General features: G+C 72.6%; 19 protein-coding genes. 10 read left to right on the forward strand and 9 right to left on the reverse strand.

From position 1 onward, the window contains the following. Positions 1-16 precede the first annotated feature (16 nt). Entirely contained in the window at positions 17-886 is an 870-nt protein-coding gene (locus Drose_RS20875) for a hypothetical protein (protein WP_260722971.1), read from the reverse strand. An 857-nt stretch (positions 887-1,743) separates the two neighbouring features. On the opposite strand from Drose_RS20875, the gene Drose_RS20880 reads away from it, so the two are divergent. Further along, entirely contained in the window at positions 1,744-2,103 is a 360-nt protein-coding gene (locus Drose_RS20880; protein ID WP_260722972.1) for a GlsB/YeaQ/YmgE family stress response membrane protein, read from the forward strand. A 182-nt stretch (positions 2,104-2,285) separates the two neighbouring features. Further along, entirely contained in the window at positions 2,286-3,068 is a 783-nt protein-coding gene (locus Drose_RS20885) for a universal stress protein (RefSeq protein WP_260722973.1), read from the forward strand. Between the two features lie 17 nt (positions 3,069-3,085). Here the strand turns inward: Drose_RS20885 and Drose_RS20890 are convergent, their stop codons facing one another. Together Drose_RS20890 and Drose_RS20895 are read right to left on the reverse strand one after the other, a co-directional pair. Beyond that, positions 3,086-4,336, reverse strand: coding sequence for an aminotransferase class I/II-fold pyridoxal phosphate-dependent enzyme (locus tag Drose_RS20890; RefSeq protein ID WP_260722974.1), 1,251 nt, complete (start codon positions 4,334-4,336; stop codon positions 3,086-3,088). A gap of 19 nt (positions 4,337-4,355) precedes the next feature. After that, a complete protein-coding gene (locus Drose_RS20895) occupies positions 4,356-7,379 on the reverse strand; it encodes a putative bifunctional diguanylate cyclase/phosphodiesterase (protein ID WP_260722975.1) in 3,024 nt (1,007 codons plus the stop codon). Between the two features lie 758 nt (positions 7,380-8,137). Here Drose_RS20895 and Drose_RS20900 point away from each other — a divergent pair. Further along, the gene (locus Drose_RS20900) at positions 8,138-8,680 is read left to right on the forward strand and encodes a type II toxin-antitoxin system PemK/MazF family toxin (RefSeq protein ID WP_260722976.1); all 543 of its coding nucleotides are present in this window, start codon (positions 8,138-8,140) and stop codon (positions 8,678-8,680) included. Between the two features lie 124 nt (positions 8,681-8,804). Here Drose_RS20900 and Drose_RS20905 read toward each other — a convergent pair whose 3' ends face one another. From Drose_RS20905 to Drose_RS20915, 3 genes are all read right to left on the reverse strand, one after another. Then, positions 8,805-9,458 carry a hypothetical protein gene (locus Drose_RS20905; protein WP_260722977.1) on the reverse strand — a complete coding sequence of 218 codons (654 nt, stop codon included), beginning with the start codon at positions 9,456-9,458 and terminating at the stop codon, positions 8,805-8,807. 67 nt (positions 9,459-9,525) lie between these two features. Further along, positions 9,526-10,311, reverse strand: coding sequence for a hypothetical protein (locus tag Drose_RS20910; protein WP_260722978.1), 786 nt, complete (start codon positions 10,309-10,311; stop codon positions 9,526-9,528). Continuing rightward, positions 10,308-10,961 (reverse strand): RNA polymerase sigma factor, encoded by a 654-nt coding sequence (locus Drose_RS20915; RefSeq protein WP_390891214.1) that lies wholly within the window; start codon positions 10,959-10,961, stop codon positions 10,308-10,310. The genes Drose_RS20910 and Drose_RS20915 overlap by 4 nt, the downstream gene beginning before the upstream one ends. Before the next feature lie 134 nt (positions 10,962-11,095). On the opposite strand from Drose_RS20915, the gene Drose_RS20920 reads away from it, so the two are divergent. Then, positions 11,096-11,440, forward strand: a complete 345-nt coding sequence (locus Drose_RS20920; protein ID WP_260722980.1) for an STAS domain-containing protein — start codon at positions 11,096-11,098, stop codon at positions 11,438-11,440. On the opposite strand, the gene Drose_RS20925 is transcribed toward Drose_RS20920, so the two are convergent. Both Drose_RS20925 and Drose_RS20930 read right to left on the reverse strand, forming a co-directional pair. Beyond that, on the reverse strand, positions 11,427-12,107 hold the full coding sequence (locus Drose_RS20925) for a DUF3159 domain-containing protein (protein ID WP_260722981.1): 681 nt from the start codon (positions 12,105-12,107) through the stop codon (positions 11,427-11,429). The genes Drose_RS20920 and Drose_RS20925 overlap by 14 nt on opposite strands. A gap of 131 nt (positions 12,108-12,238) precedes the next feature. Next, a complete protein-coding gene (locus Drose_RS20930) occupies positions 12,239-13,369 on the reverse strand; it encodes an FUSC family protein (protein WP_260722982.1) in 1,131 nt (376 codons plus the stop codon). 88 nt (positions 13,370-13,457) lie between these two features. Between Drose_RS20930 and Drose_RS20935 the strand changes: the two genes are divergently transcribed. From Drose_RS20935 to Drose_RS20960, 6 genes are all read left to right on the forward strand, one after another. Next, a complete protein-coding gene (locus Drose_RS20935; RefSeq protein WP_260722983.1) occupies positions 13,458-14,174 on the forward strand; it encodes a tyrosine-protein phosphatase in 717 nt (238 codons plus the stop codon). Positions 14,175-14,283: 109 nt separating this feature from the next. After that, positions 14,284-15,633, forward strand: a complete 1,350-nt coding sequence (locus tag Drose_RS20940) for a DUF2252 domain-containing protein (RefSeq protein ID WP_260722984.1) — start codon at positions 14,284-14,286, stop codon at positions 15,631-15,633. A gap of 381 nt (positions 15,634-16,014) precedes the next feature. Continuing rightward, the gene (locus tag Drose_RS20945; RefSeq protein ID WP_260722985.1) at positions 16,015-17,796 is read left to right on the forward strand and encodes a PAS domain-containing protein; all 1,782 of its coding nucleotides are present in this window, start codon (positions 16,015-16,017) and stop codon (positions 17,794-17,796) included. 56 nt (positions 17,797-17,852) lie between these two features. Further along, a complete protein-coding gene (locus Drose_RS20950) occupies positions 17,853-19,073 on the forward strand; it encodes a metallophosphoesterase (protein ID WP_260722986.1) in 1,221 nt (406 codons plus the stop codon). A gap of 21 nt (positions 19,074-19,094) precedes the next feature. Then, complete coding sequence (locus tag Drose_RS20955; RefSeq protein WP_260722987.1) at positions 19,095-20,351, forward strand: cytochrome P450; 1,257 nt, start codon at positions 19,095-19,097, stop codon at positions 20,349-20,351. 107 nt (positions 20,352-20,458) lie between these two features. Next, positions 20,459-20,899: a universal stress protein gene (locus Drose_RS20960; protein WP_260722988.1), complete on the forward strand. Its 441-nt coding sequence runs from the start codon at positions 20,459-20,461 to the stop codon at positions 20,897-20,899. Between the two features lie 6 nt (positions 20,900-20,905). On the opposite strand, the gene Drose_RS20965 is transcribed toward Drose_RS20960, so the two are convergent. Further along, positions 20,906-22,438 carry an MFS transporter gene (locus Drose_RS20965; protein ID WP_260722989.1) on the reverse strand — a complete coding sequence of 511 codons (1,533 nt, stop codon included), beginning with the start codon at positions 22,436-22,438 and terminating at the stop codon, positions 20,906-20,908. Positions 22,439-22,468: the final 30 nt, after the last annotated feature.

A 22,468-nucleotide genomic window follows, 5' to 3' on the forward strand; every position in this document is an offset into this window, starting at 1 on the left:
GCCGGCAGGAGCGGTGTCAGCCCGCACCGATGACACCGAGCAGCCAGGTGGCGGGTTCCAGCGCCGAGAATGCATAGGCCGCTGTCACGAGTAGCAGCAGACATGCGGTCAGGGCCGTGATGACACCGAGCGTACTGTGCATGAATCTGACGCGGGTGGCGCTCGGGTCGGCGGCGATACGCCGCTTCCAGAAAAGGACGCTCGCCAGGACGGTTGCCACCATCAGCGCGGCGGAAATCGCCACCATGACCCAGAAGTATCGCTCGACCTCACTGAGCAGTACCGTCAGCGCAGGGGAACCGGCGTGCGGGCCGGCCGATACCGTCAGCCCTTCGCGCATCTCACTCAAAACCTGCGCAAGGTTTCCGTCGGCGGTTCTACCGGATAGCAGCCCAAGCAACGCGACCAGCGGTACGGCTGTCGCCTGGATGTTCAACATCAACACTCCCGTGGCGGCAACCGTCGACACCGTTGCGGCGATGGCAACCGCTGCGTACCAGGCCTGGGTACGCAGGTATCTCTGCCACAGCGCGGTGGCGAGCAGGGCGAAGACAATGACCGACAACGAGCTGATTGCCACCTTGATCGCATGCCATTGGAACCAGTAGTCGACCAGCGTCGTCAGGCGGGCGGGGAACGCCGGAGTTCCGCTTCGCCAATACTCGACGAGAGCACGCCCGAGGGCGTCGTGCAGTTTCGCGTCACTGTAAGCCCCGAAGGTTGGCCTCAGGAGGACCCTGGGAGCGAGCTCGAATGCTGCCACCAAGGCTGCACCGGCCGCCAGCAGCAACCCGATCGCAGACCTCGAATGCAGTCGAACAGTTCTGCGGTCGGAACCTGGTGTTGGTTCGGCGGCACCAGTTGTCGTGATCGGTCGAAATCGCATGGGACGACGGTAGAGAAGGGCCGCTCGGAGCGCGATGGCACATGAGCTACCACAACCGGATGAGGCTGCGCTACCTGTGCGGTATAGCTAGCTCTACCCCACTGCGCGTTTAGATGTGTGTCGCACAGCGTGTCCGACGGCCGGGACACACCAGGCCGAAGCCCTACGCAAAACCGCATATCGGCGATCCAGTCCCACCCGCGCCGGTCGCCGAGCAGGACGCTGCCGCCGGCCATCACGTGCGCGTCGACGTGCTCACCGCGCTCGCCCGGCCCGAATAGGTACTTCGCGGCGTGGCCGAAGTCGCTGCCCTTGCGGATGACCGCGATCACCGGCGCCCGGGCCCGTGCCGTGGCCGCCGCGATCGCCGCCCTGATCTCCACGACCGCCTCCCGTACCTGGTCGTAGACCTCGCTGGCCTCCCGTCGCACGTTCGCCGTACCGGCCCGCCGCGTACCACCTGGTCGAGCACCTCCCGCCCCGCGGTGCTCGCCGGCCGGCGGCAACCGCCGCAACGGTACCGATTCCCCAGGCTGGTCAGTCCGTCGGCCGCAACGCTCCTGTTAGCCCGTCCAGCCGCCCCACCGCGCGGCCTTCGGGTATCGGACCGCCGACCAAGACCAAGATCACTGGCTAGGCTCGCCCCACGTACCCCGCTCGTCGATGCCACCTCGGACAGCGCCCACAACGCATCCGAAAAGTAGGTCCGGACTCCGAAGCGTTCGAGCGGACAGGACAGTCCGGTCGGCTCGACGTCGCGTCGGTGGACGGCGGGATACTCGGCCCGATAGATATGTCCCGCGCCGGCACGTGTACCTTCCCTTCGACCTCAGTCGAAGGGAAGGTGAGCGCGGGGCATGCACATCAACGACTTCTTGAGCGCGATGCCGATCGGCCTGCTGATCGGTGTGCTCGGGCGGCTCGTCCTCCCGGGCCGCCAGTCGATCGGCGTGTTCGTCACGTTCCTCATCGGCGTCGGCGCGGCGCTGCTCGGCACCCTGGTGGCGGAATTGGTCGACCTCGACGACACGGCGGTCGTCACGGTGTGGAAGATCCGATGGAGCTGGTGGGAGCTGGGGATCCAGGTGCTGTTCGCGGCGATCGGCATCGGCCTGGCCAACATGCTGACCTACACGAAGCTGGCCTCGAACGCCGGCCGCCCGCGCCGCCGCCCCGCCCGCAAGCGCCGCACGAAGGCGTCCACCGGCGAGGACTGACCAGGACGCCGCGGTCTCGCCGTCCGGGTCCGGGTCACGGTGGGTTCGGCGGCGCCGATGTCCGGTGCGAGCAGCGACACCCCGGGCGAGCGTCGAACTCCCCGGCGGGAGGAGTATCCCCCTGTCCAACGCCCGACTCGCGAGGGATGGTGGAAGGCGGGGAGGCGTGGAGGGGGTGCGCCATGCAGCTAGCACGGAATCCGATCGTGGTCGGCGTGGACGGGTCGACCGCGAGTCTCGGGGCGGTGCGTTGGGCCGCCGACGAGGCCGCCAGACACGGCTGCACGTTGCGGGTCGTGCACGCGATGAGCTGGGAAGGGCCGGCAGACGGGCAGGGCGTCGTGCTCGACGCCGCGGCGGAGGCCCGCACCTGGCAGCCCGGCATCGAGGTCGAGACGATGACCATCGGCGGCTCGGCGGCCAGCGTGCTGCAGGACCAGTCGCGAAATGCGTCGCTCATCATCATCGGCGGGCGGGTGCACGAGGGCGGCCTGCTCGACGCGTCGGTGGGGGCCTACCTGTCGGGGTTCGCCCATTGCCCGGTCCTGGTGGTGAACAACGGCTGGCGATGGGCCGACCCGATGAGCTCCCTCCCGCAGCACGCACCGGTGGTCGTCGGCGTCGACGGTTCATCGTCGAGCCAGCGGGCCCTCGCGTTCGGCTACGGCGAGGCGGCGGCACGCCACGTGCCGCTCGTCGCCCTGCACGCCGGGCGGACCCGGCCGCACGAGGCCGTGGCCGCGGAGATGGAGCCGTGGCTGCGCCGCCATCCGGAGGTGGAGACCCGGTTCACCAGCCGGGACGCTCCGGTGCTCGACGCCTTGACCGAGGCCGCCCGCACGGCGCTGCTCCTGGTCATCGGCGCGCACCGGGTCGGATGGTACGAGCACCCGCACCCGAACCCGGTGACCCAGCTCATCGTCCACCACGCCGCGTCGCCGGTGCTCGTCACCCGCAGCGTCTGACCACCGGGCCGCGGGCGCTACGAAGCACCGCCCCGCCGCGCGGGCTGGAACACATCCGCGGCCGCGAGTTCCGTGATCACCGCGTTGAGCTCGTCGACCTGCTCGTCGGTGTTCGCCGCCGTCACCTGCACGCGGAAACCGACCTGGTCGCGGGGCACACCCGGATACGGGGCCAGGGTGACGAAGAGGCCGCGCGCCCAGAGCAGCTCCGACACCTCGACCAGGTCGCGGTCGACGGCGATCGGCAGCTCGATGATCGGGGTGTCGTCGGTGTTGGGAGTGAAGACGCCGAGGCCGCGCACGTGGTTGAGCACACGCATCGACATGCGGTAGAGGTCGGCGCGCAGCTTGTCGCCGCGCTCGGCGTTGACGTCGAAGCCGGCGAGCACCGTCGCCAGCGACGCCGTCGGGGACGGGCCCGAGTAGAGATACGGCGCCGCGGCCACCTTCAGGCGGTTCTTGAGGACCGTGGGCACCGCCAGGAAGGCGAGCAGCGAGGAGTAGGCCTTGGAGAAGCCGCCGACGAGCACCACGTTGTCGTAGTCCTCGCCGTGGTGGCGCACGATGCTGTTGCCGAAGCAGCCGTACGGACTGGTCTCGCCGGCACCGCGCTCGCCGATCACGCCGAAGCCGTGGGCGTCGTCGACATACAGCACCGCACCGTGCCGCCGGCACAGCTCCAGGTATCGCGGAAGGTCCGGGATGTTGCCGGTCATGCTGTTGACCCCGTCCGTGCAGACCAGCACGGGGCCGCGCGCCGACGGCAGGAGGGAGGCCAGCTCGTCGAGGGTGTGGAAGCGCTTGAGCTTCGCGCCCTGCCCGCGGGCGAAGACGCAGCCGTCCCAGACCGTCTTGTGGGCACGGCTGTCGACCAGCAGCGTGCCCTGCCGCGCGAGGGCCGGGATCACGGACAGGTGGATCTGCGTGATCGTCGGCAGGACCAGGGCGTCGGGCGCGCCGAGCAGCGCGGCCAGCCGTTCCTCGATCTCCGGGTAGAGCCGTGGGTTGCCGAGCATCCGCGACCAGCTAGGGTGGGTGCCCCAGCGGCGCAACTGGTCCTCGACCGTCCCGATGATGTCGGGCTCGAGGTCGAAGCCGAGATAGTTGCACGACGCCCAGTCGGTGAGCCAGTGGTCGCCGACGCGGATGCGCCGACCGTCGATCTCGTCGATCACCGCGTCGTAGAACCGGCTGCGGGCGCGGAGATGGGCGATGCCGCGGTAGCGGGGGTCCTCATCGACGGCGGCGGCGAGGTGCTCGGCTAACACAGACGTCCTCCGGGGTGGTTCAGGCCGCGGTGCGGCCTCCCCGTTGAACCCCCGACGCGTCCTCCAACAACCATTGACTCGCGTCGCCGTAGCTCAACGGGCGTGAGAACAGGTATCCCTGCCCGTGATTGCTACCCATCGTAACGAGAAGATCGCGCTCCACCTCCGTCTCGATGCCTTCGGCCACGACCTCCAGGTTGAGGATCCGCGCGAGCTGGACGATCGTGTCGACGACGGCGTGCTGCTCCGTCGACGATGCAATGGTGTCGATGAAGCTCTTGTCCAGCTTGAGCACGTCGACGGGGAGCCTGCGCAGGTAGGACAGCGACGAGAAGCCGGTGCCGAAGTCGTCGATGGCGATCCGCACACCGGCCTGGCGCAGCGCGGCGAGGGCGGCGGCGACCTCGCCGTCGTCGTGCAGCAGCAGGCTTTCGGTCATCTCCAGCAACAGGCAGCCGGGCGGCAGGCCCATCCGGTCGATCTCGTCGAGCACCCATTGTGCGAATTCGGGCGTGCGGAACTGCCGCGCCGAGACGTTCACGGAGACATGTGTCTCCGCCTCGGGATACGCGATCCGCCACTGCGCGGCGGCCTTCACCGCGTTGCTGAGCACCCAGGCGCCGAGCGGCACGATGAGGCCGCTCTCCTCCGCGACCGAGATGAAGTCGTCCGGCGGGACCATGCCGCGGGTGGGGTGGTCCCAGCGCACGAGCGCTTCGAAGCCGTGGGTGCGCCCGTCGGTCAGCGTCACGATCGGCTGGAAGTGCAGCAGGAACGCCTCGTCGGCGATGGCCCGGTCCAGGTCGGCGCGCAGCCGGTGGCGCTCGACGACGGCGCTGTGCAGCGACGACTCGTACCGCCGCCAGCGGTCCCGGCCGGCCTCCTTGGCCACGTAGACGGCGAGGTCGGCGTGGCGCAGCAACTCCTGGGCGTCGGCGGCCTCGGCGGTGGTGGCCGCGCCGATGCTCGCGGTGGTGGTGACCGTACCGTGGTCGAGCTCGAACGGCGCCGTGAAGCTCGCGAGCAGCCGCTCGGCGACCCGTTCCACGTCGGCCGGGCTGCCGGCCCGCCGGACCAGCGCCGCGAACTCGTCGCCGCCGAGCCGCGCGACGGTGCAGGCCGCGCCGTAGGAGCTGTCGACCGACCGCAACGCCTCGGTGAGCCGCTGTCCGACGGCGACGAGCAGCGCGTCGCCCGCGCTGTGGCCCCACGTGTCGTTGACGACCTTGAAGTCGTCGAGCTCCACGATGAGGACGCCGACCGTCGCGCCGGTTTCCGCGCCGGACCTGACCGCCTCCTGCACGCGGGTCAGGAAGACCTCCCGGTTCGGCAGGCCGGTGAGCGCGTCGAAGGTCGCCCGCTGGTAGAGCTGGGCCTGCAGGCGGCTCCGCTCGGTCACGTCCCGCAGGGTGACGACCACGCCGCTGACGGTCGGCTCGTCGCCGAGGTCGCGGAAGGTCGCCTCGACGAGCGCCGGCGTCCCGTCGGGCCCGATGACGGTGAGGTCGTCGCCCAGGCGGCCCGCGTTGCGGGTCCGCACCTCGTGCAGCCGGCGGTCGACGACGCTCGCGCTCCCGGCGGCGAACACCAGGGGCAGCGGCGTGCCGACCAGGTCCACGGTGCCGAAGAGCGCGTGTGCGGAGGGACTCGCGAACCGCACCCGGTCGTCGGCGCCCACGATCAGGATGACGTCGGCGGTGTTGAGCACGAGCGTGCGGAAGTACACCTCGCTGTTGCGCCGCACGATCTCGTCACCGAGCGTGATGCGCTCCAGCGCCATCGCGGCCTGGGTGGCGAGGATCTGCGCGGCCTCCTGGAGGCCGACGAGCAGCACCTCGTCCGCGGCGACGAACAGCGCCCGCTCGGCCGCCCGCCCGTCGGCGAGTTCCAGGGGGCAGCACAGGGTGACCTCGAAGTCGCCGAGCTCGGCGGCGAGCGCCGGCGCCAGCGCGCGGGTGTAGGGCATGGACACCTGGCCGTCGCCGACCGGGGCGATGACCACGCGGTGGGCACGGCCGGGCGGCAGCAGATCGGCGACCGCGTCCCGCACCGTCCCCACGACGGCGGTCTCGTCGGTCGCCATCAGCAGTGCCGCGCCGGCGCTGCGCAGCCGCCGCTCCCGCCGCAGCGTGCGCCGCTGGCCGCTGACCGCCCGGCCCAGACGCAGCAGGACCAGCCCGGACAGCAGGGCGGACACGATCGCGATGACGGCGGCGTCACGGACGGCGCCGGAGCCCATCTCGAGGAACAGCACGGTCGGCGCGACGAACAGCGACAGCCCGAGCAGCAGCAGGCGGCCGACCCGCTCGTCGTCGGCCCGCACGACCTTCGGCTCGGTCAGCTCCCGCATCGACGGGTGCAGCGCGGCGACGCCCCACAGCACGTAGAACGCGGCCCATCCGGTCTCGACGGGGCCGCCGGTGGACGAGTCGCCGTTGAGCTGCGCCAGCCCGAACCCGACGTCGGAGGTCAGCAGCCCGACGCCGCCCGCGGCCAGCAGCGCGACCGCCGGCGTGAGCCGGACCGAGGCGATGAGCCGGGCGCCGACGGCGAGCACGACGACGTCGGCGAGCGGGTAGGCGATGGAGATGGTCCGGTCCAGCGCGGACAGGTCCGGGTTGTCGACGTAGGGACGGATCAGGAAGATGTACGAGAGGAGGCCGAGCCCCGCGGTCAGCGTCACCGCGTCGAACAGGCTCGCCGGGTCGCGGCGTACCACCCCCAGCCGATAGAGCCAGACCAGGGCGGCGGCGATCAGCACGTAGACCGTTAGATAGAAGACGTCCGCGATCGACGGCAAGCCCTGCCGGTCCACCAGCCGCGTCAGCACGTCGGCGGTGACGTCACCGGCGGCGAACGAGCCGACGGCGGCCGCGAGCAGGAACCACGGCGCCCGGCGGCGGGGCCGGTGCTGGTGCACGCCCACCAGGATCGCCGTGACACTCGCGATCCCGATCGCCGACCACAGCACCAGGTGCAGTCCGGGCAGCGCGAAGTTGGCCGTCACGAGGATGGCCATCGCCCCGACGTACCCTTTCAGCACCAGGCAGACGCTACCCAGTTCGTTACCGAATGAGGAATACCTGGCAGGCTCGTTCCGAGCCCGCGCACCCAGGCGCTTCACGGGATTTCGCGACTTTTGCCGCATTGGTTGTACTGGCTTGCCTACGGCCCGCAACCGATGAGGACACGCTCGGCGACAGGTACCGTCCATTCATTCACGTGTCGCCGAAGGTTTCGGTCCTTCGCCGGCGTCTGCGCAGGTCAACGCAGTGACCAGGATTGATTCCCCCGCGGCTCGACGGCGTCTCCTGGTGATCCCGGGCGCCGTCACCGGCCGGGTGGCTCCCCGTCCTTCCGCGCTACCAGCGGGCACCAGGGAGAGGCCCGTGAAGTCGCCCTTGTGCCAGGCGGTGAGAAACGCGGCGAGCCGGTCGTCGACGGACGGCTCACCGCATGCCGCCAGCCCGGAGGCCGCGACGAGCAGGAGGACGAGCAGAAGGCGCCGCACGAATCAGACCGCACAGCGCGGGTCAGACAGGGCGCTCGATCCCATGATCATGGGAAAGATCCGGCTATCGGGGCAGCCACATCTCTCCCATGATCATGGAGTCATGGAGTCGCCCGGCCGGACCGCGCCATCCCGGGGCCAGCGGCGATCATGAGCGACAGACACCACCCGCACGACTGTGTGTCACCGTCCCGTAGCGCAATACCGGGGTTGACAGACGACCGCACGGCCGCACTTCGCGGCCTTGCCCCTCGGAGCGCGTCCAGATCGTCACGGCTATGGTCGTCGGCGTGAAACGACTTCTTCAGGCCGTGGCCACACGACTGGGCATACGCGGCACCGCCCCCGCTCAGCGCACACAGCCGGTGCCCGGTCCGCCGCCGTCGGGCCGCGCGGTCCCGGGAGCGTCGCGGGCAGGCCGGCCCGTGGCGCGGCACAGCACGGCGCCGCCGGACCGGAGGGCGACCGACAAGCTGCTGGAGTACTCCCCGCAGGTCGACGGCGACGCGGACCCGGGCGAGATCGTGTGGACCTGGGTGCCGTACGAGGACGATCCCTCCCAGGGCAAGGACCGTCCGGTGCTCGTCGTGGGGCGCACGGGCAACGACGTGCTCGGCCTGATGCTGTCCAGCCAGAGCGACCGCGACGGCCAGCGGCACTGGTTCGCGCTCGGCCCCGGCACCTGGGACCGCGAGCAGCGGCCGAGCTGGGTCCGCCTCGACCGGGTGCTGACGGTCGACGCCGACGGCATCCGCCGCGAGGGCGCCGTCCTCGACGGCAAGCGGTTCGACCTGATCGCCGCGCAGCTCCGCAACGGGTATGGCTGGTCGTGACCATCCGCTGACCGGAGCCGCGCCGCTCCGCGCAGAATCCGGTCGCGGACCAGCGGCCCGGCCCGGTCGTGGCGCCGCTCCGCGCAGAATCCGGTCTCGGCCGGCGCCAGGGGCGGCGCGGCGCCTACGGCTGGGCCTGCACCAAGGGCGGCAGCATCGTCGCCAGCTCGGCGCGCACCAGGTCGGCGGCCTCGTCGAAGCCGGCGGCGGCCGACGCTGTGCCGTCCACGCCCACGACGGTCCACGTCCCGTCCGCCGCCGACGACAGGATCGTGCGGGTGGGCTGGACGCCCCGGGCGAAGTCGAACGCGCTGGAGGCGTTGAACGTGGCGACCGCCGGGCGGTGGCGGTGCAGGAACCGGTCCGCGACGGCCAGCAGCGGTTCGCGCACGTCGGCGTCGGCGGCGATCGGCGTGATGTCGTAGCAGCGGTACGCTCGGCCGCCGACCAGGAAGCGGAACCGGTCCGCGTCGATCAGCAGCGCGCCGTCGGCGTGGTCGTCGGCGGTCAGGCCGACCTGGACGAACGCCCGCGGCCGGTGCAGGGCGGCGGCGACGGCGGCCACCGCCGGAGCGAGGTCGATCCGGTTGCCCTCGACCGGCGCCGCGAGGTGCCGTAGCAGCAGCGAGCCTATCCCGGCGCTGAGCACGGCATCGGCGCGGTCGGCCTCGGTCAGGCCGAGCAGCCGGGGTGCCTCCCCCGGCCGGTCCCCGCTGGCCAGCAGGAACGACAGTTCGGCGGCGGTCATGCTGAACTGATCGGTGGCGGTCCCGTCCATGGTGTCCATCCCGTCGCGCTGTCGTGGTCGAAAGGCTCAACGGCGCGCACGGCGAAGGGTCACGCCCTCACTTGTTCGACCTCGGGGACTTGTCGGGCTTCTTGTCGTCCTTCTCGACCGCCGGCGCCGAGGCCGCCGGACCGCCCGGCCGCCCGTTCGACTTGCCGTCCGGCTGGTCGTCCGGCTGGTCGTCGGACTGCCCGTTCGGCTGGCCGTCGGACTGGCCGGGCGGTCCCTGCGACTTGCCCTTGCAGAACGCCTCGATCCGCTCCTCGCCCTGTGCCAGCGCCGCCAGCTCGCGACGCTGCGCGTCGGTGAGCTGCTTGCCCCTGCCCGGCTGCCAGGCGCGGCAGAGCTCGTCGAGCCGGGCGGGCGACACCGTCGTGGACGACGCCGGCCGGCCGGCCGGCGTGGGCGCCGCCGGCGCGACGCCCGTACGGCTGGACGCCTGGCCCGGTGGCGACGCCGGCGGATTCGCGTCCGGCACGCCGACCCCGGAGAGCCAGTCGTGGGCGGCGCGTTGCAGGGGTTCCGGCAGCCGACCGCTCCCAGCCGCGGTCCCCGTCCCGGCGATGAGCAGCGCCGCCGTGACCGAGCCGGCCAGCGCGCCCAGCCGCAGCCTGCGGCGCGGCCCGGCGGACACCGCGCCGGCGGGCAGGTGGCGCTGCCGGAACGCCGCCAGCGCGGCGCCCTCGCCGGCCAGTTCGCGCGGCCGGGCCGGGCCGGCCGCGGACCGCAGCAGCCCGGCGAGATGTTCGAGCCCGGGGTCGGTCGACGTCGTGTCGAGGAGCCGCTCCGCCTCGTCCGCGGTGATGCGCGGCGGCCGGCGCCGGCCGCGGAACAAGCGGATCACGTCGCGTGCCCTTCGGCCGGCCGCGTCGGGGCGCCACACCGCCGCGGGGCGTCGGAGCCGCCGGCGGAGGCGAAACGGGCGGCCGACGCGACGATCTCGGACCGGCGGGACTGGACCTGCGGGTGCGCCGCGAGCCGGCGCAGTCCCCGCATCGCCGCGACCCGGACGGCGCCGGGGCGCTTGCCCAGGACCGCCGCCGTGCCGGCCACGTCGAGGCCGGCGACCACGCGGAGCAGTACCGCCTCCGCCTGATCCCGCGGCAGCTCACCGATCAGGCCCAAGGCCCACTCGGTGCCGGCGTGTTCGAGCACCTCACCGGTGACGTCCGGCACGGCCCGCGCGTCGGAGGCCTCGATGCTGTCGCGGCTCTCCTCGCGGCGGCGCCAGACCCGCCGCCCGTCGTCGATGCCGCGGTGGCGGGCGATGCGGAACAGCCACACCCGGAAGGCGGTCGCGTCGCCGGTGAACTTCGGCAGGTCACGGGCCACTTGCAGCCAGGTCTCCGACGCGACGTCCTCCGCCGCCTCGCCGCAGACCGCGTGCAGGTACCGTAGGACGGCCGGCTGGAGCGCGCGCCACAGCGCGGCGAAGCCGGCCTCGTCGCCGTCGAGGGCCGCCCGCAGCGGGGCGGCGAGTTCGGCGTCACGCACCGGCATCCGCCCGTTCGCGGGTGGCGGGCTGTAACGTGGCGCGATGCCGGCGCGCCTCTTGTCGGAGGAGCATGCCGCGGGCACGACCGAGGGGGACCACCGTTGACGCACCGACCAGCACCGCGGGAGCGGTCATGACCGAAGCCATCGCGACCGAGACGGTCGACGGCTGCATCGTGGTCACCCCGACCGGTGCGCTGGACGTCGTCACCTCACCACCTTTGCACACGCGGCTCCACCGGTCCTTGGACGAGGGAGCCACGAGGCTGGTGCTCGATCTGTCGGCGGTGGAGTTCATCGACTCCACAGCATTGCGGGTTCTGGTGTCGGTGCACAAGCGCTTGCACGAGACGGGCGGGTTCGCGGTGGTCTGTCCGCATGCGCGCATCCGGCGAATCTTCGACCTGACCGCCCTCGACCGGGTGCTCACGCTGACGAACACGGTCGAGGAGGCGCTGGCCGCGCTCAAGGGCCGCTGACCGGACCCTCGACCGGTTCGCGGGCCGGCCCATCGGCGGGCGCCGGGTGGCGGATGCCGGGGTGGCCGCTCGGCAGGGAGCGACGCAGCACCCACCAGCTCGCCGCCACGCACGTGGCGACCAGCGGCCAGGTGAGCACCGCCTGCGCGGTGGCCAGCCACAGCACCTGCCCCGCCCACCAGAGCGGGACGAAGACGGCGAGGCGGGCGAGGTACTGGAACACCCAGACCCAGCTCGCCCGCTGGTACGCCCGCAGGAGGGCGGGGTCGCGCCGCCACCGCCCCTTCTGGCCCAGGACGGTGCCGACGACCAGGCCGAGGAACGGCCATCGCAGGAGGATGCTGCCGGCCCAGGCGAGCGCGCTGGCCGCGTTGGTCAGGACCCGCACCAGGAAGAAGTCCTCGGCCCGCCCGGTGCGCAGCGCGACGATGGCGCCGAGACACACGACGAGCAGGCTGACGACGGTCCCGACCGGACGTTTGCCCTGCTTGAGCCGCCACGCGGCGACGCACGCCCCGCCGAGGACGGCGAGCCCGGCGCCGAGCGCGACGGACCGGTCGCCGGCCAGCCAGCCGCCGACGAACGCCACGACCGGCACGGCCGTCTCGACCGCCGACCGCCACCCGCCCAGCAGGTCAGCGAGCGACTCCTCCGCGTTGCGCGCCATGCCCCTCCCCTCAGCTCCCGCCTGCCCCGCGACCCCAGCATAGGTAAGGCTCTCGCGGTGCCCGGGCCGGCTCAGCCGGCGCCGAGGGCGAGCGCCCGGTCCACGACGAGTTCCTCGATGCCGTACAGCCGCTAGCGGTCGCTGCGGGGCAGGGTGCCGGGGTCGATGAGCGCCGTGGCCTCCTCGCCGGCGATGTCCTGCCGGAGCTGGTCGAGGCGGCCGAGCAGGCTCACCGAGTCGAGCGCGGCGAGGGCTGTCGGAAACACCCGGTAGACCCGGTCCACCGACGAGGTCAGCGCGGTCCGCAGCGACGTGTCGTCGACCGGGCCGCCGCCGAGGCGGACCGCCATGAGGTCGGCCAGGGCACGCAGGAGGGCCTGGAGCGTCGGGCGGTCGAGGGCGGGTGGCGGGCCGGGCCGGTCGTAGAGCCGGTCGACGGCCAGCGAGACCGCCCGGATCTGGAGCGTGACCCGGACCAGCCAGAGCTGCTCCGCGCGGGCCTGCTCCACCGTCCGGCGGTGCCGGCCGGCGGCGATGTGCAGCGCCGCGGTCTCCTCGGCGCCGGCCAGCGCCGCGGCCGCGTCGGAGGTGTGCTCGGCGAGCCCGCGCGACTCGGTGATCCAGTCGTGCCGCCGCTCCGGGATGAGGGGCGGCCGGTCCTGGTGCGCGCCGAGCTCGTCCGAGATGTGCCGCAGCAGGTCGACAATGGCGCTCCCCCAGGCGTCGAGGGTCGCGCGGACCTGCGCGATGCGGGGCCGTTCCGGCACGACGACGGCGACGAGGAGCCCGACGGCGCTGCCGATGGCGACGTCGACGAACCGCCACTGGCCGTACCCCTTGGCGAACGGGGTCAGCACAAGCACCGCCAGCGTGGCGATGGTGAGCTGGTTGCGCGCCAGCGGGGTGTTGGTGATCTGGCGGGCCACCGCGAGCGCGGCGAAGGCGGCGAGGGCGAGGGACCACCAGGTCAGGCCGAGGAGCCGCACCCAGGCGATGGCGAGGGCGGTGCCGACGAGGTTGGCGAAGAGCAGTTGCAGCCCGGTGGCGATCGACCCGTAGATGCTGGCCTGGAGCGTGAGCACCGCCACGACCGGGGCGAACAGCACGGCGGCGTTCTCACCCAACTGCCGGGCGAGCACCCAGGCGAGGGTCGCGGCGACGGTCGTCTTGACGATCGTCAGCCAGCTCGGACGACTCTTCGGCACGCTGGCCAGCAGCGCGCCGAGCGGCTCGGTGACCACCGCCCGGCGTTTGTGTTCCACGTGTTCCCAACCTACCGCCTGCGACCACCCTGTGCCGGGCCCCGCCGCGGCCCGGTTCCCGCCTCGACACACACGCTAGGGTCACGGCGTGCGCAACTATGACCACCCCAACCTGTTCAACTTCCGCGACCTGGGCGGATACGCGGGGCACGAGGGGCGGACGGTCCGTTGGCGGCGGCTGTTCCGTTCCGACTCGCTCAGCCGCCTCGACCCGGGCGACGCCGTCTCGTTCACCGCGCTCGGCGTGCGCACGGTGATCGACCTGCGGCGGCCGCGCGAGATCGAGCGGGACGGACGGATCCCGGAGTTCGCGGGACTGCGGTACCACCACGTCAGCCCGGTCCACGCGGAGTGGGAGGAGGCGCCCGGCGGCGCGGAGCTCAGCGACGCGCGCTGGCTCGCCGACCGGTACCTCGACCTCGCCGGCGACGGCCGCGACGCGATCGTCGCCGCGGTCGGCATGATCGCCGACGACGACAACGCACCGGTCGTCGTGCACTGCGTCGCGGGCAAGGACCGCACGGGTGTGGTGTCGGCGGTCACGCTCGCGGCGCTCGGCGTCGCCGACGAGCTGATCGCCGAGGACTACGCGCTGACGAGCGCCGCGACCGAGCGGTCGATGGCGTACTGGCGGCGCGTCGCGCCGGAGATCACGCGCATGCCGGCCCGCTGGCTGCTGTCACCGGCCGAGACGATGCTGCTGTTCCTCGCCGACCTGCGGGCCAGGTACGGCTCCGTCGAGGACTACCTCGGAGACCCCACCGTCACCGCACGACTGCGCCGGCACCTGCTGGAGGACCGGTGACCAGGGTCTGCGTGGTCGGCGCGGGAGCCGTCGGCGGCACGGAGCGGGTGCTCGGCTGTGTCGTCCACCTCAGCGCGCACGTGCCGCTGACCGTCGTGCGGGAGGTCGCATGATCGGTGTCACGGGGTGGGCGTCGCCCGAGTCGTTGCGTGCCGACGGGGAGCGGCGGCGCGCCGCCACGCCCGTCAAACAGCTCACGACGTTCGACAGCAGCGCCCGTGACGCCGTGGACATCGTCGCCGCGACCAACGCCGAGCGGGTCGCCGACCTCGTGCCGATCCGCGTCGGCCGGATGATCTCGTCGCCGTTCGCGTTCCTGCGCGGCTCGGCGGCGGTCATGGCGGCCGACCTCGCGCCCGGCCCGGACACCGGCCTGCACGGGCACATCTGTGGCGACGCCCACGCCGCGAACTTCGGCCTCTACGCCTCCCCCGAGCGGCGGCTCGTCATGGACGTCAACGACTTCGACGAGACCGCCGTCGGCCCGTGGGACTGGGATCTCAAGCGCCTCACGGCGAGCCTCGTCAGCGCCGGCCGGGAGGCCGGCCTGCCCGACGACGAGTGCCGCACCGCCGCCCGGGACTGCGCCACGGCGTACCGGGCCGCCGTCGCCGAGCTCGCCGGGATGCCGCTGCTCGACGCGTACTACCTGACGACCGACCACTCGACGCTGGAGCACTTCGGCATCGCCGACCTCGTCGACACCTTCGACCGGGTGCGCAGGAAGGCGAAGAAGAACACCAGCCGCCGCGTCGCCGAGAAGTTCACCCAGCGGCTCGACCACGACGCGTGGCGGTTCACGCCCGACCCGCCGATCCTGGTCCCGCTCGACTCCGCCGCGGCGTTCCCGGTGATCGAGAGCCTGGAGTCGTACGCGCGGACGCTCGACGAGGAGATCCGCGCCCTGTTCGGCCGCTACGCGGTGGTCGACGTGGCGCACCGCATCGTCGGGCTGGGCAGCGTCGGCTACCGCAGTTACGTCGTGCTGCTGCACGGCAACGGCGACGAGGCGCTGGTCCTCCAGGTCAAGCAGGCCCGCCCGTCGGTGCTGGCCCCGTATCTCCCGGCGGCGCCGGACCGGCACCCCGGCGAGCGCCTGGTCCGCGGGCAACGGTGGATGCAGACGGTGAGCGACATCCTGCTCGGCTGGACGACGATCGACGGCCGGCCGTACCTGGTGCGGCAGTTCCGGGACATGAAGGGCTCGATCGACCCGACGACGCTGCTCGCCGGCCAGCTCGACGACTACGCCCGGGTGGTCGGCGTCGTCCTGGCCCGGGCCCACGCCCAGTCGATCGACCCGCGGGTGCTCGAAGGGTACTGCGGTGCCGGTGCGGACGAGTTCGACGACGCGTTCGCCGCGTTCGCCACGGCCTACGCCGACCAGACGGAGGCCGACCACGCCGCGCTGGTGGCGGCCGTCCGGTCGGGCCGGCTCCCCGCCGAGACCGGCGTCTGACGCCGGCCCGGGCACCGCTGCCGGCGGCGGCCGTGGCCGGCCGTCGGCCATGACCCGCGAGGCCGGTTCGACCACCTTTTCTGTACCTTAATTGTGATCAATATAAGATTTAACAGTTACGGCGACGACCTCCAATGTTTCGTTACATTTCCCGGGACCGCCCCGGACGTCGTAGGGTGTTCGGGTGTCCGCCGTCATCAGCCCCACGCGGCGCCGGCTCACCGCCGACGACGTCACAGCCCCCGCTCCGGGACCGCGCCGGCCGCGTCGCCCATCCACTGTGGACCGCTCTCCGGTCGCACCTTCGCGGCCGCGTGGGAGCGGACCTGCATGATCTCGGCCGACTGTGGTAAGGGAACGACACACCTCCGAAGGATGTCGATGAGCAGACTGGGCAGGCCGCAACAGTTCGCGCTCGGATACGCCGTGCTGATGGCGGCGTTCGGCGCGGTGCTGTTCGCGGCTCCGCAGTTCGACTCCCTGGCCTGGGCCGGCATCGGCCTGGGCTCGGCCGCGGCCGTCGTCGCGGGCATCGGCACGGTCCGCCCCGAGCGGCCGGTCGCCTGGTGGGCCCTGGCCGCCGCGCTCGTGGCGATGACGGCCGGCGACTTCGTCTACGGCCTCGTCGCGCCGGCCGCGCCGGAGCCACCCGCCCTGGCCGGCCTCTGCTATCTGCTGATGTTCCCGGTCGTGGCGGCCGGCCTGATCGGCCTGACCCGCGCCGGCGGCGCGCTCGACGACCGGTCCCGGCTCGTCGACCTGCTCGCGCTCGGCTGCGCGGCGCTGCTCGCCGCCTGGGTGTTCGTCGGCAGCCCGCGGCTCGAGCGCGGCGGCATGAGCGCCGTCGACTGGTCGCTGCAGGCCGCGTACACGCTCGGCGACGTCGTCGTCCTCGTCGTCACGGTCCGGCTCGCCACCGCCCGCCGCGGCAACCCGTCCGCGATCCTGCTCGCCGTCGGGGCGCTCGGCATGCTCGTCGGCGACGCCGCCTACGGCTCGGCGCAGGCGCACGGCGGCCTCCAGCCGGGCGGACCGGCCGACGTGGCGTACGTCGTGCTCTACACGGCCTGGGGCGCGGCCGCCCTCCACCCGTCGATGGCGCGGCTCACCGCGCCGGCGAAGAGCCCGCTGCGGCGCGGCCGCGAGTCGGTCCACGGCCTCGGCATGGTGGTCCTGCTGGTCTCGGTGGCGTTCGCACCGCTGGTGCTGCTGGCCGAGGCCCTCACCGGCGGGGTGCACGACGGGCCGGTGATCGCCGTCGCGTTCGGCATCACACTCGCGCTGCTGGTCGTCCGGCTCAGCGACGCCATCGGCAAGCACGCCAGTGCCCTGCGCCGCGAACGGGCCCTGCGCGAGGCCGGCACCGTCCTCGTCGGCGCGACCGACTCCGGCGCGGTGGCCGACGCCGTCCGCTCCGCCGTGCGCACGCTGCTGCCCGGCGGCGCCACCCACGACATCGTCGTCGACTTCAGCCTCACCGACCTGCTGCCGCTCGGCGAGCTGTCCGCGGCCCGGATCGTGCCGGTCGGCGACATCCCGCCGCTGTGGGACAAGCGGCTCGCCGCGTTCGGCCACGTGATCGTGTGCCCCCTCGACGCCGGGGTGCTCTACCTCGGCGGCGACCGCCGCGACCTGCTCACCGCGCTCGACGCGGTCTCCGTGCTCGCCGGGCAGGCCGCGCTGGCGCTGGCCCGCATCAGCCTGACCGAGGTCGCGAGCCGGCGTGACAGCGACGCGTATCTGCGCGCGGTCACCTCGCACTCCAACGACGTCGTGCTGGTGCTCGACGACGACGAGCGCATCAGGTACACCAGCCCGTCCGTCGCCGACGTGCTGGGCATCTGGCCGACGCCGTTCGCCACGCTGCGCGAGATCGTCCGGCCCGACGACCGCGAGCAGGTCATGCGCACCCTCGCGCGGGCCCGCGCCGAGGACCACGACGGCACCCGCGACCGGTGGAGCCTGAGCCGCCCCGACGGCACACGCGTGCTCGTCGAGGTGGTCTTCCGCGACCTGCGCGACGACCGCCTGGTCCGCGGCATGGTGGTGACCCTGCGCGACGTGACCGGGCAGCGGCGGGCCGAGCACGAGCTGCTGCGCCGGACGCTCGCCGACTCCCCCCGAGCGCAGAACCGGGACAGCTCCGCGCGCAAGTTCAACTGAGTGGTCTGTCAGCATCCTCGTGGCCGCCGGGTCACACCGCGTGCCATGCTTCGGGGATGGCGACGACTGAGGCGGCAGTCCCCGCACCGCGGCGCAGTTCCCTGATCCGCCCGCTGGCCTTCGGTCTCGCCCTCACCACGGTGCTGGCGCTGCTGTTCGGCGTGCCGTGGTGGTCGCTGGTGCTGTCCGGCAACCGGTGGCCCGCCCCGGTGGCGGCGATCGGCACCGTCCTCTTTGTCGCCGCGGCGGTCTCGTTTCCGGTGCTCATGGTGCTCGGCCACGGCCGCCGCCTCGACTGGGCGGCCCGGATCGCCGACACGCTCCTCGGCGCCGTGTGGATCCTGTTCGTCTGGGCGCTCGCCGGCGACCTGCTGCGCCTCGCGATGCTGGCCGGCGGCGTCGACGACCCGTTGCGCTCCCGGATCACCGCGGCGTTCACCGCGGTCGTCGCCGCCGGCATCGGCCTCTGGGGCTACGTCGAGGCCATGCGGATCCCGCGTGTCCGCCGGGTCACGGTCACCGTCCCGCGGCTCGGCGCCGGCCTCGACGGCCTGCGGGTGGTCCTGCTCACCGACACCCACTACGGCCCGATCAACCGCGCCCGCTGGTCCCGCGGCGTGACCGAGGTGGTGAACTCCCTCGACGCCGACATCGTGGCGCACACCGGTGACATCGCGGACGGTACGGTTGCGCGGCGCACCGAGCAGGCCGCCCCGCTCGGCGACGTCCGCGCCCGCATGGCGCGGGTCTACGTGACCGGCAATCATGAATACTTCGGCGAGGCCCAGGGCTGGCTCGACCACATGCGGTGCCTGGGCTGGGAGCCGCTGCACAACCGCCACCTGATCGTCTCGCGCGACGGGTCGGAGCTCGTCGTGGCGGGCGTCGACGACCGGACGGCGGCCGGGGCAGGCTTGGCGGGCCACCGGGCGGACCACGCGACGGCCCTGGCCGGCGCCGACCCCGCCCTCCCGGTGCTGCTGCTGGCCCACCAGCCGAAACAGATCGACGCCGCCGTGGCGCACGGCATCGACCTGCAGCTCTCCGGCCACACGCACGGCGGCCAGATCTGGCCCTTCCACTACCTGGTCCGCCTCGACCAGCCGGTGGTGCAAGGCTTGACCCGCCACGGCTCCCGCACCCAACTGTTCACCAGCCGAGGCACCGGCTTCTGGGGCCCGCCGTTCCGCGTCTTCGCCCCGAGCGAGATCACCGAGCTGACGCTGCGCAGCGCCGGACAGCCGGCAGCGGACGTTGACGCCGCTGGTACCTCGTAGTACCAAGGAACCATGACGGGGATGGCGTTGCGATGGGCGACCAGGCACGGACTCATGCGAGCGGGCATCGCCAAAGCGGCCCGCAGCGGCGACCGGCTGGCCGGGTTCTTCGTCGACCCCGCCGTCCGCGCCGACCCCTACCCGTTCTACGACTCCGTTCGCAACGCCGGGCGGCTGGTGCGCGGGAAGCTGATGTGGGCCACCGCCCACCACGACGTCGTCTCCGCGGTCCTGCGCAGTGACGCGTTCGGCGTGGGAGCCGCCGAGCAGGGGCTGCCCGGGCCGCTCGGACCGGTGTGGCGGCTCGCCTGGCGCAACTCGCCGATCGGGCCGGTCGACCCGCCGTCGATGCTCGTCGTCAACCCGCCCGACCATACCCGTTACCGCCGCCTCGTCGCGAAGGTCTTCACCGCCCGGGCCATCGAGGGACTCCGGCCGAAGATCGAGGAGACCTGCGACGGGCTGCTCGCGGACCGGCCCGCCGACCTGGTCGCCGACTACGCGTCGCTCCTGCCGGTGACGATCATCGCGGAGATCCTCGGCGTGCCGACGCGGATGCGCCGCCAGTTCCTCGCCTGGGGCGCCGCCGCCGCGCCGACGCTGGACATCGGGCTGACCTTCCGGCAGTACCGGCAAACGGAGATCAACATCGGGCACGTCAACGCCTGGCTGCGCGGCCACTTCGAGCGACTGCGCCGGCAGCCCGGCGACGACCTGCTCAGCCGGCTGGTCCACCTCGAGGGCGAGCAACTGACCGACGACGAACTGCTGGCGACCGCGGGCCTGCTGCTGGCCGCGGGCTTCGAGACCACCGTCAACCTGCTCGGCACCGGGGCGGCGCTGCTGATGCGCCATCCCGGGCAGCGCGAGGTCCTGGCGGCCGAACCGCACCGCTGGCCCAACGCCGTCGAGGAGACGCTGCGGTACGACGCACCGGTACAGAGCACGGCACGGGTCTGCCGCCGCCCGGTCGAGATCGCCGGGGTCCGGTTCCGGCCCGGGCAGGTCGTCGTGCCGATGATCGGCGGCGCCAACCGCGACCCGGCCGCCTTCGACGACCCGGACCGGTTCGACGTCACCCGCGGCAACGCCCGCGACCATCTCGCGTTCTCCGCGGGCGTGCACTACTGCCTCGGCGCGGCACTGGCCCGGCTGGAGGGCGAGATCGGCCTGCGGATGCTGTTCGAGCGCTACCCCGGCCTGACCGTCGGCGGGACGCCGCACCGGCGCACCACGCGGGTCCTGCGCGGGTTCGAGTCGCTGCCGGTGACGGTCTGATCTCGGGCCTGTTTCCGGACGAGCGATCCAGCCGCACGGCGGTCGCGGTGGCGCCCGGACCGTGACCTCCCTGCGGCGCGCCGACCCGGCTGCGGCATGCTGTTGCCGTGAGCTTCGAACTGGGCACCGACGGCCCCCGGGTGATCGTGGTCGGTGTCGATGGTTCGGACAGGTCGATGCGGGCCGGGGCGTACGCCGCGGGGCTGGCGCGGCGGGAACGGGCCCGGCTCGTCGTCGTCTACGTGACCGGGGCGCCGGTCGCGAGCCGGCTCATCCCGGACGCGGCCGGCGCGGTCGAGCAGGCGCTCGCCGAGGCGACCGAGGACATGCGCCGCCAGGTCGAGGCCGGCGCCGCCCACGCCGGGATCACCGCCGAGTTCGTCGCGGTGCGCGGCGACCCGTACCAGGAGCTGGTACGGGTCGCCGACGAGCTTCGCGCCGACGCGGTCGTGGTCGGCTCGTCGAGCCGTTTCGGGCACCGTTTCGTCGGCTCCCTCGCGGTCCGCCTGGTGAAGGCGGGCCGCTGGCCCGTCACGGTCGTCCCCTGACCTTCCTCAGCCGGTCGTGGCCGTGCCCGGACCGGGCGCGGTCGTGCCCTGGCCGGGCGCGTGGACGCCCGCGCCGACCGCGGACAGCGGCGTGGCCACGTGTTCCAGTGACTTGCCCTCGGCGTCGACGCCGAGGACCGCCTCGACCACACCACCGATGACCATCACCAGGGCGCCGATCAGGTAGCCGATGAACAGCCTGCCCGGGTCCTCACCCTCGCCGATCAGCCAGCCGTAGAAGACCGGGCCGATCGCGCCGAAGCACTGGGCGATGGCGAAGAACACCGCGATCGCCTGCGCCCGGACCTCCAGCGGGAAGATCTCGCTGACGGTGAGGTACGCCGAGCTCGCGCCCGCCGAGGCGAAGAAGAAGATGACGCACCAGGCGAGCGTCTGGGTGAACGCGTTGAGGATGCCCGCGTCGAACATCCACGCCGAGATCGCCAGCAGCACACCCGAGAGGACGTACGTCCCGGCGATCATCTTGCGCCGGCCGACGGTGTCGAAGAGGTGCCCGAGCAGCAGCGGACCGGCGAGGTTGCCGACGGCGAACGCGATCAGGTAGATCGGCGTCCGCTCCGCGTCGACGTGGTAGAACTTCGACAGCACCAGCGTGTACGTGAAGAAGATCGCGTTGTAGAGGAACGACTGCGTGATCATCAGCGTCGCGCTGAGCGCCGACCGCGCCGGGTAGTGCGAGAAGAGCACCTTGATCAGCGACAGGTAGCCGTGCGAACGCGACGGCTTCACCTCGATCGCGTGCGACTCGTCGACCGGGGCGAGTGTCTGGCCGGAGCGCTCGACGTCACGCTCGATCGACGCGATGCTCGCCTCCGCCTCCGCCGCACGGCCGTGCATGATGAGCCAGCGCGGGCTCTCCGGGAGGTGCCTGCGCAGGTTCCAGATCGCCAGGCCGATGATCGGGCCGATGAGGAAGCCCAGCCGCCAGGAGATGTTCAGCGAGATGTGGTTGAGCAGCACGTACGTGCCGACGGTGCCGACGATGGCGCCGCCCCAGTAGGTGCCGTTCACGCCGATGTCGACGCGCCCGCGGTACCGCGCCGGCATCATCTCGTCGATCGCCGAGTTGATGGCGGCGTACTCGCCGCCGATGCCGGCGCCGGCGATGAACCGGGTCAGGTACAGAAAGATCAGGCCGAAGGTGTCGTTGCCCCAGGTCAGGGCGGTCAGCGCGTTGCCGGCGAGGTAGACGCCGAGCGTCACGACGAAGAGGTTCTTGCGACCCAGCGCGTCGGAGAGCCGCCCGAAGAACAGCGCGCCGAACACCTCACCCAGCAGGTAGACGGTGGCGATCGCGCCGACCTCCGTGCTGCTGAGGCCGAGCGTCTCCTGCTTGTTGAGGACCGCCCCGATCGCACTCGCGATCGTGATCTCCAGGCCGTCGAGGACCCAGGCGGTGCCGAGCGCCAGCACCATCCGGGTGTGGAACGGCGCCCAGGAGAGCCGGTCGATCCGCGCGGGGATGAGGCTGCGGATGACACCCCCGGTCGGTGCCGGGGCGGATTGCGCGTCGGACAAGGTACACCTCCTGAAGCGGTCCGGTCTCCG

Source organism: Dactylosporangium roseum (assembly GCF_025264685.1).
GTDB classification, from domain to species: Bacteria; Actinomycetota; Actinomycetes; order Mycobacteriales; family Micromonosporaceae; genus Dactylosporangium; species Dactylosporangium roseum.

Coding starts and splice junctions, on each gene's coding strand:
- Drose_RS20905 (WP_260722977.1), bottom strand. CDS start 9,458: ATGGACGGGACCGCCACCGATCAGTTCAGCATGACCGCCGCCGAACTG.
- Drose_RS20880 (WP_260722972.1), top strand. CDS start 1,744: ATGCACATCAACGACTTCTTGAGCGCGATGCCGATCGGCCTGCTGATC.
- Drose_RS20920 (WP_260722980.1), top strand. CDS start 11,096: ATGACCGAAGCCATCGCGACCGAGACGGTCGACGGCTGCATCGTGGTC.
- Drose_RS20950 (WP_260722986.1), top strand. CDS start 17,853: ATGGCGACGACTGAGGCGGCAGTCCCCGCACCGCGGCGCAGTTCCCTG.
- Drose_RS20885 (WP_260722973.1), top strand. CDS start 2,286: ATGCAGCTAGCACGGAATCCGATCGTGGTCGGCGTGGACGGGTCGACC.
- Drose_RS20875 (WP_260722971.1), bottom strand. CDS start 886: ATGCGATTTCGACCGATCACGACAACTGGTGCCGCCGAACCAACACCA.
- Drose_RS20940 (WP_260722984.1), top strand. CDS start 14,284: ATGATCGGTGTCACGGGGTGGGCGTCGCCCGAGTCGTTGCGTGCCGAC.
- Drose_RS20925 (WP_260722981.1), bottom strand. CDS start 12,107: ATGGCGCGCAACGCGGAGGAGTCGCTCGCTGACCTGCTGGGCGGGTGG.
- Drose_RS20945 (WP_260722985.1), top strand. CDS start 16,015: ATGAGCAGACTGGGCAGGCCGCAACAGTTCGCGCTCGGATACGCCGTG.
- Drose_RS20955 (WP_260722987.1), top strand. CDS start 19,095: ATGGCGTTGCGATGGGCGACCAGGCACGGACTCATGCGAGCGGGCATC.